This window comes from uncultured Kordia sp., assembly GCF_947496985.1.
GTDB lineage: Bacteria > Bacteroidota > Bacteroidia > Flavobacteriales > Flavobacteriaceae > Kordia.
In genome coordinates, this window is sequence record NZ_CANMEZ010000002.1 from 601368 (window position 1) to 612553 (window position 11186).

Here is an 11186-nt window from a genome sequence, read left to right on the forward strand (position 1 = left end):
AAAAAGATGAAAACTCAACAGGAATGTTGGGTTTTTATTTTTAATTTAAAAAGAAGTATTGATGATTTTTTAGTAAATTGAAGATAACTAATATCAAATTATATTGAAACAAAAGAATTTCTTTTTATTCATCTTCATTATCCCCTTTCATTTATTAGCACAAAGTGTTTCAGAGACATTGCTAGACTCAATGTCAAAACAAGCAGATAGAGCTTTTAAATTATTTGAACAGGGGAAATATGGAGAATCAATAACTATCAGCAATAGAGTATTGCAATTTGCTAAAACAACTAACGATAGTATTTTAATGGGACGTTGTTATGCCTCATTAGGCAACTCACATTATTATGTAAGTAAAGATTCGTTGAGTTTTTATTATTTATTTAAAGCACAAGCTATTTTTGAAAAGAAAAAAGACACCTTCAACTTGGTATTAGCATACAATGATCTTGGTGTAAATTATAAAGATTTTGACAGTATTCCACAAGCCAATGTATATTTTTCAAAAGCTATCAATTTAGCGAGATCTGGAGGATATGAAGATGACCTCATATATCCCTTATCAAATATTGCAGATAATAAGATTTATGTAGAAAAAAAATTTGAAGAAGGTATTGAGTACTCGCTAGAAATTTTAAAGATCATTAATCGAATTGAAGCTTATAAAGATCGAAAACTAGTTCCATTATTATATTTACAATTATCATATGCATATTATAAAATTGATGATTTTAAAAACCATCAATTGTATTTTGACAAATGTGTAGCAACTTCTAAAAAAAATAGCCACATTGAAGTATTAGCAAGTTTGTATAAAGATCAGGCATTGTTATTTAAAGAAGATACTAGGTTTGAAAAAGCCTTTGAGCTTATGCAACAGTATTCCATTTATAACGATTCATTATATAAAATTAAAGAATACGAAAAGGCCAAGCAGATTGAAGCAGATAACTTTATACGAGAAAATAAAGAAAAAGTTCGTCTACTTGAAGCTGAACAAGAGTTTAAAGATGCTACTATTACAAAGTTTAGAACCTACAATACCCTACTTGCGCTATTTGTAATAGGACTTCTTATTAGTATTTATTTAATTTTCAAGAAAAATAAACAGCTAAAATACGCTAAGAAAAAAGCCGAAGAACTCTCTAAAGCAAAAAGCAATTTTTATTCAGAAATCAGTCACGAATTGCGAACTCCTTTATATGGTGTTATTGAACTTTCAAAGCTACTTTTAAAAGAAAATGTAAATAGTTCTCATGAAGAATATTTAGAATCATTAAATTTTTCAGCAAGTCATTTATTATCATTAATTAATAATGTTTTAGAACTTAACAAAATTGAATCTGGAAAAATAAAATTAGAGGTTTTAGATTTTACGTTAAAGACTTTGATAAACAATATTGTAGATAGCTTAGAATTTGCGCTACGCAATAGTCAAAATAAAATTCATATTGAATTTGACGATGCAATTCCAATAGCATTAAAAGGTGATTCATTAAAGTTATCACAAGTGTTTATTAATTTAATTTCTAACGCAATTAAGTTTACACATAATGGAAATATTTATGTAAAAGCAAAATTATCAGAAGATTTAGGCAAATATGTGAAAATCTATTTTGAAGTAAAAGATGACGGATTAGGAATTTCAAAAGAAAAACAGGAACAGATTTTTGAAAAATTTTATCAAGAACAAACTCAAGTTGAAAAATCGTATAAAGGAAGTGGCTTAGGTCTTTCTATTGTAAAGCGAATTTTAAAAGTGATGCAGAGTTCTATAGTTATTGAAAGCAATGTTAATGAAGGAGCTTCGTTTAGTTTTGAAATTATTTTTGCCAAAAAAGAAAAGATAAAACTTAAAAATGAAACTTGCGAAAATGTCCTAAAAGCAATTGTTCAAAAACGTATTTTAATTGTTGATGATAATAAAATAAATCAATTAGTAACTAAAAAAATATTAACCGAATTTAATGTAATAACAGAAGTAGTTGATTCTGGAACACAAGCTATTTCTATACTGAAAGAAGCAACTTTTGATTGTATTTTGATGGATTTACACATGCCTGATATAGATGGTTACGAAACCACATCTTTGATTCGTGAATTTAACACCAAAACCCCCATTATTGCACTTACAGCGTCTTCAAGTGAAGAAGTAGAACAAAAAATTTACAAATACGCAATGAACGGACATATTATGAAACCTTTTTTAACGGAGGATTTTATAAAAACTATTCATAAAACCATTACTTCATAAAAATGAATACTAAAACTCCAACAAACTTGCTAGAGTTTTAGTGTGTATATTTAAAGTTTTGGAACGACAACGCTTCCTCCTATCCAACATTTTATGGATAACTTTTCTCCACCTTTATATCCTTCTTTAAAAACATCTGTTTTGCTTGGTGCAGATTGCATATAGAAATTGATCAGCTCAGTTGCTTCTTTTACAGAAGGATCTACTTGTGTTGCTTTTTTGACCATTTCGGCAGCTTTCCAATAAACGGCTCTTTTGGTAAACTCATCGGTTCCACATTGATTCGCGCTTGACGCATATAAACGTGCCATATTTATGTATATACTTCCATTAGAAGGATCAAACTTTAATGCTCTTAAATAGAATGCGCGAGCTTTCGTTTTTTGACCTAGTTTTGCAGCTTTACTTCCGAACATATTTAACATTTTCGCTTTTTTGCTTACATCAGTTTCATAGACCAGATATTGCTCAAAATACATACTAGCCTTTTCTTCATCTCCTTTTCTTTTGTATATCGTATAAAGGTAAAACTTTGAATTTGCAGTTGGTTCCAAAGAATCTATGGTTACAACTAATTTAAGAAACAATGGACTTTCGCTACATTTTTTCGCATCTAATCTACCTGCAACTTTTCGCAACCATTCAATATCATCTTTATTAACTTCTAGTTTTTTCTTATATAAAGGAACCAATGTTTTACAAGTTGCTTCTTTTTCCAATAATACAGATATGTTTTTCACAAACAGATCAATAGCAGTAATATTTTTTATGGCAAAATCTATCTTTCTTTGTTCTTTACTCGTTAATGTTTGATTGTTCTCTTTTTTCGTCAAAAGATCACTTTTTATTTTAGACAATCGTTGTTTTTCATACTCAAACTTCCCGTTCATTTCTTCATACTTTTCTATAAAATTTTCTAGAGTAATTGCATACTCGTTTGCAGTGTACATTTTGTAATACAACTCAAAGTATTTGTATAAGTATTTTGGGTTTTTGAAATTTTCTGGATCAGTCATAAAAGCTTCATTAAACACATCATACTGTTCTTTTACAGTACCAATTTTATGTTTGAGCATTACAGCACCTATTTTAGACAGTATCAATCCTTTTTTAGTTTTGGCAGGGACATTTACAATTCTATCCTTATACAATTGAATTAATTCCAAAGCTGATTCTTGCTTATTACCTGCGTTTTTCAACTCATATTGAAGCACCTTTTCTCCATGTGCATAGATAGCAGAATTAATAGTTGCACAGTTTTTCCTTAAGTACGTTAATTGTGATTTTGCTTTGGTAAAACTTTTAGAAGTTACGTTTCCAGCAAATAGCGAGAGGGTTTCATTGCACTTATTTTGAGCATTTGTCGCAAGAGTGACAGCTCCCATAAAGGTGGCAATGAAAACTTTGGTAATTGTTTTCATTTATTTTCAATTTAAATCGGTTTACACATTGAAAACCTCAAAACATGTACCAAAAAAATTGAACTATAATAAAATGTATTACATATATAATATTTTGAAAAAAGCGAACCTTAGTTCATTTATGGTTAGAATATTTTTCTTCTGATTATAAATGAACCAAAAATCGCCTATAAATTAAAAGTATTTATTATCTATTTCCTGTTACTGTATACAATGTATCAGGACAATCACAGATTGACTCATAATGTGTTCCTCCTCCTTTAATAGCTGGAGTTTTAAGATTGGAAATGTTTTTTTTGTTAAGTCTTAATGATTTAAGATTTCTTTTTTTCATAATTTAAGAATTTAAAAGTTAATAAAAATTAAACTTATAAAATGAAACTAGTAACCATTTACGGGAAAACCGTATTTAACATTTGAACAATAGATTATATATAACAAAAAAAATCCCAACACAACCGTTGGGATTTTATTAAGAAGAAAATTCTTAGTACACCTAAAGAACCTAAAATCGAACTTTTTGCATGAAGATTTGAAAAAAATAAATCTGTTTTTTAATGAATATTCTCACCTTTTGAATGCTTCGTAATAGAGTTCCTGTTATTCTTTCATTCAATAGGCGTATCAGGAATTTTATAATGCACTAGCAATTTTAGTTAGTAAACCTTATTGGTATTAGATGAAAAAGGTTTATTCTAGAATAAAGAAATAAGGAGAAATTACTTTTATATTTACACTATAACCAATAAAAAAGTAATGAAAAGACATAAATTTAAAATCATCCTTATTGTTTCACTAATAATATTGGGCTTTGTTGGATGGTTTATCCCTTTTGAATATAACAACGAAGGTTATTGTTCTGAATCTCAATTGTATCGATATCAGTTTGGCATATATGCATGTGAACGTAACGATGAAGGTCACCCTGACTTTCAATGCTGGAAAAAAATAGGTGGATTTTGGAGTTATATAGGATTAGAAAAGTTAGAATGTGAGGTAACAAATTATAACAGCTCTTTTATTGACAATACTAATAAGAAATTAAAGCAAGATATTTTTGTAATTATCAAATCGACATTACAATCAGATTTTGACAATTTTTAAGTTATGGATTAGATTGATGGTGATATAAATAAAGACGAAAAAGGAGACTCTGTTGTTTTAATTAATATTAACAGATAAAAAACTATCTATCTTATTGAAAGACTTTAACTGAAAATCCTTTACCCTTAAGCTTATCAGATAAAACGGGAGTTATTGTAAACAAAAAAATCCTAACACAACTGCTAGGATTTTTATTAGAAAGAAATTTCTTAGTACTCGAGGTGGGAATCGAACCCACACTCCCGAAAGAACTGGATTTTGAATCCAGCGCGTCTACCAATTCCGCCACTCGAGCTTTTTTAAGGAGTGCAAATTTAGAAAATATTTTTAATTCTCGCTTAAAAAAAGAAATAAAAGCTTTTAGAGTTGCAATAAATTTCTAAATTTGCACCTCATTTGACACAACACAACAATTAACTAACTACTAAACAGAATATTAATATGGCCTACGCTGTACCAGAACCTAAGATTTTCGCTTGTACACAGAGTGAAGAGCTTGCAGAAAAAATTGCAAAACAGTATGGAACAGAATTAGGAAAAGTAACGTTCTCAACCTATAGTGATGGCGAATTTCAACCTTCTTTTGAAGAGTCAGTTCGTGGAGCAAGAGTATTTATCATAGGATCTACATTTCCAAACTCAGATCATTTGATGCAAATGCTTTTAATGCTAGATGCTGCCAAAAGAGCTTCTGCACGTCATATTACTGCTGTACTACCTTACTTCGGTTGGGCAAGACAAGATCGTAAAGACAAGCCAAGAGTTCCAATCGGCGCTAAACTGATAGCTAAAATGCTTGAAGTAGCTGGAGCAACTCGTATTATTACTATGGATTTACATGCGGATCAAATTCAAGGTTTCTTTGAAAAACCAGTAGATCATTTATTTGCCTCTACCGTGTTTTTACCATATTTAAGAAATCTTAATTTAGATAAATTAACCGTTGCTTCTCCAGATATGGGAGGATCAAAAAGAGCGTATGCTTATTCTAAATTTTTAGAAAGCGATGTTGTTATTTGTTACAAACAACGAAAAAAAGCCAATGTAATTTCACATATGGAACTCATTGGAGATGTAACAGGAAAAAATGTAGTATTAGTTGATGATATGGTAGATACTGCCGGAACATTAACAAAAGCTGCAGAAGTTATGATAGAAAGAGGAGCATTATCAGTACGTGCAATATGTACACATCCTATTTTATCAGGACAAGCGTATGAACGAATAGAAAATTCTCATTTAGAAGAATTAATCGTAACAGATTCTATTCCTTTACGCAAAGAATCAAGTAAGATAAAAGTAGTAAGCTGCGCACATTTATTTGCAGATGTAATGCATAGAGTACACAACAATACTTCTATCAGCTCAAAATTTTTAATGTAATTAATTATTAATATAAACAAGAACAATGAAATCAATTACAATCAACGGATCTCAAAGAGAAAGCGTAGGTAAAGTGTCAACGAAAGCCTTACGTAATGCTGGAAAGGTTCCTTGCGTATTATACGGAGGAGACAATCCATTACACTTTTCAGCAGAAGAATTATCATTTTCTAAATTAGTGTATACTCCAAATGCGCACACAGTTGTGATTGCATTAGAAGACGGTTCTACACATAATGCTATTTTACAAGATATTCAGTTTCATCCTGTAAATGATAAAATTTTACACATTGACTTTTACCGTTTATTCGACGATAAAGAAGTAACTATGAATATCCCAGTTGCTGTTAAAGGAACTGCTCCTGGTGTAATGTCTGGTGGAGTATTACGTGTAAACAAACGTAAACTTAAAGTAAAAGCGTTACCTGCTAACTTACCTGATTTTATCGATGCAGATGTGTCTGAATTAGAAATCGGAAACAAATTGTATGTTACTGCTTTACAGAATGACAACTACAAGTTATTACACGCTGATAACACAGTAGTTTGCCAAGTAAGAATTTCTCGTGCTGCAATGAAAGCTGCGCAAGAAGCTGCAAAGGAAGAAAAACAAGCATAAAACTATTGATCGTACGATCTTTAAAAAGCATTCCACAACGGAATGCTTTTTTTATTTTAGCAAAACGCAACTTTCAAAAGCCTTTAGTATCCATTGAAAATTGTCAGTTGAACTAATTCTTATGAAAATCACAATTTCAAATTAACATGAATTTTGAAGATTTAGACTTGCCACAAGAAACAATACGTTTTACTTTTACATAAATTTCAAAACATGTTTCAATTTTTAAAAAAATTATTGAGCACGTCTCATTCAAAATTATCATTCAACGTAGAAGAAACAGATCCTATGAAAAAATTTCTCATTGTAGGTTTAGGAAATATTGGAAGTGAATACGAAAACACAAGACATAATATTGGGTTTAAAATACTAGACTTTTTTGCCAAGAAAGAAGATTTCAAGTTTGAAACCGATAAACTTGGCGATTTAGCTTCATATAAGTTTAAAGGAAGAACATTTATCTTTTTGAAACCAAGCACCTATATGAATCTCAGTGGAAAAGCCGTGCGCTATTGGATGACAAAAGAAAAGATTCCTGTAGAAAATGTATTAATTATTACAGACGATTTGAATCTAGAATTTGGCACAATTCGATTAAAAACAAAAGGAAGTGATGGTGGACATAATGGATTAAAAAGTATTCAAGCTTTATTAAACACCACTAAATATCCTAGATTCCGATTTGGAATTAGCGCTGATTTTGGCAAAGGAAGGCAAGTAAATTATGTATTAGGCGAATGGACAACCGAAGAAGAAGAAAAACTATCGGAACGACTTCAAAAAAGCATGGAACTTATAAAATCGTTCGGAACAGCAGGAGTTTCAAACACTATGAATAATTTCAATGGAAAGTAAGTAGAATATATTTTAATCAAAAATTAGTTTTTCAACTTCTCTACTACCATCTAAGTAACAAACTTCACTACATCAAAATAGAAAAGAGAGAAGCATTACACTTCTCTCTTTTCAATTCACTCAATAAATAAATTGTCGGCTTTCTATTGAATAATTATTTTCTTTATACTTACTCTTTCTCCATCATTTACACGAACCATATACATTCCTGTGGAAGCTGAACTCATATTTAATTCTTCATTGAAAGTAGTTGTAGTACTATCATATTTTTTCTCAAAAATAGAACGTCCACGAATATCAAATACACTAATTGTAATTTTTTCAGAAGAAGATGTAGTGAAATTAACAGTAAATCTTCCATTAGAAGGATTTGGCCAAATAGCAAAATCCTCAATCGTATTATCCGTTACAGCTAATGTATTTTGAATATCAATACGATAATCTTCTACTTCTCCATCTGCTCCATTTTCACATGAAGTTGGGTATACAATATTATTTCTTTCTGTATATTTTGTAGCAACACGCATCGTTGTAGTTCCTGACAATGCTGTAACAGGAATCATAATCATCATTCCTGAATTTGCAGTTGGACCATTTGCAACATTATCTGCTTCTCCCAAGTCATATTCTTCACCTGGATCATCAAAACTACAGTTCTGATTCCAATCAATCCATACTTTCGTTTGTGTTCTATAATTTCCGTCAGTATCTGCGTTTACAGTAATTGCATACGATTGTTCTTTGGTTACATTTGCTATATCTGTTGCCACATAACTGGTATAACCCGATGGCTTTGCAGAAGTTCTACTAATATCTCCAAAATCAACAAACGTTGTACTAGTTTCATAATCAGTATTTGATACAGAAGTACAAATAGTACAATTTTGCGTTGCAAATGAATTTACACTAGAATATACTGTAGATACACAATCATTTGAAATTCCAACTCTCCAATAATATGTTGTTGCCAAATTTAAAGATGGTGGCGTATAACTTGTTCCAGTTTGCGTACTTGAAGCTACAATACTAGAAAAACCTGCATCTGTTGCAACTTCCACAATATAATCACTAACAAAAGGATTAGCTGACCATGTCAAACTTGTTGACAGAGGCACATTTGTTCCTCCATTAGATGGTGAAATAAGTGATACTGGTGTTAGTGTTCCCGGAAATACATCTAACATTACATCTGTTGACCGTGTTGTTGAACCTGAAGTTCCTACTGCAGAAAAGGTATAACTACCTGAAGTAACACCTCCAGTTCCAGAAATAGTAAGTGTTACATTTGTTCCATTCGCAGAAGCAGAAGTTGGGCTAAATGTTGCCGTAGCTCCAGCTGGAAGGTTTGTTGTAGAAAAATTAGTAGTTCCACTAAATCCATTAAAAGAATTATATACAAAACTATAAACTGCATTTGCTGGCTGACAAGCTGTTTCATCATTATCTGTAAACACTAATGCAAAATCTGGCTCTACCAACGTAAAGTTACTAGAGTTCATCGCAAAGAAAATATTTCCTGCTCCTTCCACAATAATTCTTGCTTGTGTAGTTGGACTCGTTACAGGCACTGTAATTGCTTGTGAACCATCATTGGGCACGTTAGATGCCAATGTGATTGGAAACGTTGCTCCTCCATCTGTAGACATTAAAATGTTTACATTTGCTGTACTTACAGGGGCAATATCTGTATTTGCTACATTCCAAGTAATTGTTTGGCTCGTTCCCATTTCCCAACTTACGTTAGATGTTTGCGAACTTACCGCAAAAGGTCCTGCTGATGTTGTCACTTGAATAGCTGTAAGATCAAAACTAGACTGTCCGCCTAATCCGGTAGCTGTTGGCTCTCTATCTCGTACAGTTAATGCCCAGTTCATCGTTCTATTCACAATTGCTACTGTTTCCCAAGCACTATTAATAGTTGGGTTAGTTTGCGTTAATTGACCTGAAGCAACTCTACTCAATTGAGGAATATATCTATTTGGTGAACTTGTTGGTTCTTGCGATCTATTCATAGAACCACTTGTTAATGTTGGACCAAATGTTAAATATGTTACCTGCCCGCTATCCGTTTGTTCCCAACAATATGTAAGCGCATCTCCTCCGTCTGCATCTGTTGCACTTCCTCTTAACACGTATGCTGTTCCTTGTGGAATTGTATAATCGTTTCCTGCATTTGCATTTGGCGGATTGTTTACAAGTGCTGGCGAATTGTTTGCATTCCAGCAAGTTCTTGTTACAAGATTGTCCGTTACTTGTTTTATACTATGATAATGAAAATATGGATCACTATTTTGCTGTACATTGTCTGGCCCTGTAATTCCTGCATACCCCATAATTGTAGAACCACTTCCTGGCTCTGCGTTTACACCAGTTCCTTCAGTTCTAAAAGCCCATGTATGATTTGCCCCCATTTGGTGACCAATTTCATGCGCTACATAATCTACATCAAACGTATCTCCTTCAGGAATTCCATCAGCTGGAGAAGTATATCCACTTCCTTTACCTTGCGGAAAATCAGTTTCACATACACAACCAATACAACCTGCATTCCCACCACCACCGGCAGCTCCAAATAAATGCCCAATATCGTAATTTGCTTCACCTATATTATCTCTAAGTGTTTCTTGTAATTCTACATTCCAGTTAGTAGCAAACCAAGGATTTCCTCCATATGTAGGATGATCATCTAAACCACTTGTACTTGGAGAGTATGGATCTGTATTTGCATTAGTGTAAATAACCGTTTGGTTATTCGCTATAACTTCAAAAGTAACTGCCATATCTGTTTCAAAAATAGCATTCACTCTTAACATAGTAGTATTAATAGCTGCCATTGCATCTGCTACTGTTCCTCCATGATATGCAGTATATTCTCCTGTTACAGAAATTGCAATACGAAATGTTCGTAAAACTTGATCATCTGCATCTTCAGGCTCAAATCCAGCATCATCTCCAAGTCGGTTTTGAACTTCATCAATAGTTGCACAACGAAATTCATTAATACTACTCACTCTTGCATCTCTAGTATACACAACATATGCATTACTAGCAATATCTGGCTCCATAAAAACTGTTTCTCTATTTGTATATGAAATCATTGTTTCTATACCTTTATGAGAAACACTCATGTGCAATTGTGCGCCATAATTTTCTTGACTAAAACCAACATACGAGGTAATATTTGGAAAATCTGCTGCCAATTCTGGTGCAAAAACAGGTGCTTCATATAATTTAAAAGCTTCTAAATTTCCATCGATACCTGGCACTTCTACAATTACATTAGAATCAAAAGCAGCTCCTCGTAATGGAACACTTGTCAAACGTTGTTTAAAATTAGTTTCGTTCAGTTCAAAAAAATGAACTTTTTCTGGAGATAAATTGAATTTTGAAACGATTTCTGAATTCGTTACGGTTTCTTTTTTCTTCCAATCATTGCTTTGAGCAACTAAAGAAGCTGTACTCAAAAACAAACACATAAAGAAACCAAAGCGTAAAATTTGCTTCATAGGTATTTTTAGATTAGGGGGTTATTGTGAAGTTCCAAAAATTG

General features: G+C 32.0%; 8 protein-coding genes and 1 tRNA gene. 5 read left to right on the forward strand and 4 right to left on the reverse strand.

The genetic code is table 11. The features are described from left to right. The first annotated feature begins 190 nt into the window (after positions 1–190). Positions 191–2254, forward strand: coding sequence for a response regulator (locus tag Q0828_RS07595; RefSeq protein WP_298419225.1), 2064 nt, complete (start codon positions 191–193; stop codon positions 2252–2254). A gap of 50 nt (positions 2255–2304) precedes the next feature. Here Q0828_RS07595 and Q0828_RS07600 read toward each other — a convergent pair whose 3' ends face one another. Together Q0828_RS07600 and Q0828_RS07605 are read right to left on the reverse strand one after the other, a co-directional pair. Continuing rightward, positions 2305–3675: a hypothetical protein gene (locus Q0828_RS07600; RefSeq protein WP_298419227.1), complete on the reverse strand. Its 1371-nt coding sequence runs from the start codon at positions 3673–3675 to the stop codon at positions 2305–2307. Between the two features lie 187 nt (positions 3676–3862). Next, on the reverse strand, positions 3863–4009 hold the full coding sequence (locus tag Q0828_RS07605; protein WP_298419229.1) for a hypothetical protein: 147 nt from the start codon (positions 4007–4009) through the stop codon (positions 3863–3865). Between the two features lie 422 nt (positions 4010–4431). On the opposite strand from Q0828_RS07605, the gene Q0828_RS07610 reads away from it, so the two are divergent. Beyond that, complete coding sequence (locus Q0828_RS07610) at positions 4432–4779, forward strand: hypothetical protein (RefSeq protein ID WP_298419231.1); 348 nt, start codon at positions 4432–4434, stop codon at positions 4777–4779. Between the two features lie 213 nt (positions 4780–4992). On the opposite strand, the gene Q0828_RS07615 is transcribed toward Q0828_RS07610, so the two are convergent. Beyond that, a tRNA-Leu gene (locus Q0828_RS07615) sits at positions 4993–5074 on the reverse strand. Between the two features lie 146 nt (positions 5075–5220). Here Q0828_RS07615 and Q0828_RS07620 point away from each other — a divergent pair. The 3 genes from Q0828_RS07620 (at position 5221) to pth (ending at position 7636) form a co-directional block, all read left to right on the forward strand. Then, positions 5221–6162 (forward strand): ribose-phosphate pyrophosphokinase, encoded by a 942-nt coding sequence (locus Q0828_RS07620; protein ID WP_298419233.1) that lies wholly within the window; start codon positions 5221–5223, stop codon positions 6160–6162. A gap of 25 nt (positions 6163–6187) precedes the next feature. Then, on the forward strand, positions 6188–6781 hold the full coding sequence (locus tag Q0828_RS07625; RefSeq protein ID WP_298419235.1) for a 50S ribosomal protein L25/general stress protein Ctc: 594 nt from the start codon (positions 6188–6190) through the stop codon (positions 6779–6781). A gap of 213 nt (positions 6782–6994) precedes the next feature. Beyond that, a complete protein-coding gene (gene pth / locus Q0828_RS07630) occupies positions 6995–7636 on the forward strand; it encodes an aminoacyl-tRNA hydrolase (RefSeq protein WP_298419237.1) in 642 nt (213 codons plus the stop codon). 143 nt (positions 7637–7779) lie between these two features. On the opposite strand, the gene Q0828_RS07635 is transcribed toward pth, so the two are convergent. Further along, positions 7780–11142 carry a reprolysin-like metallopeptidase gene (locus Q0828_RS07635; protein WP_298419239.1) on the reverse strand — a complete coding sequence of 1121 codons (3363 nt, stop codon included), beginning with the start codon at positions 11140–11142 and terminating at the stop codon, positions 7780–7782. Positions 11143–11186 lie beyond the last annotated feature (44 nt).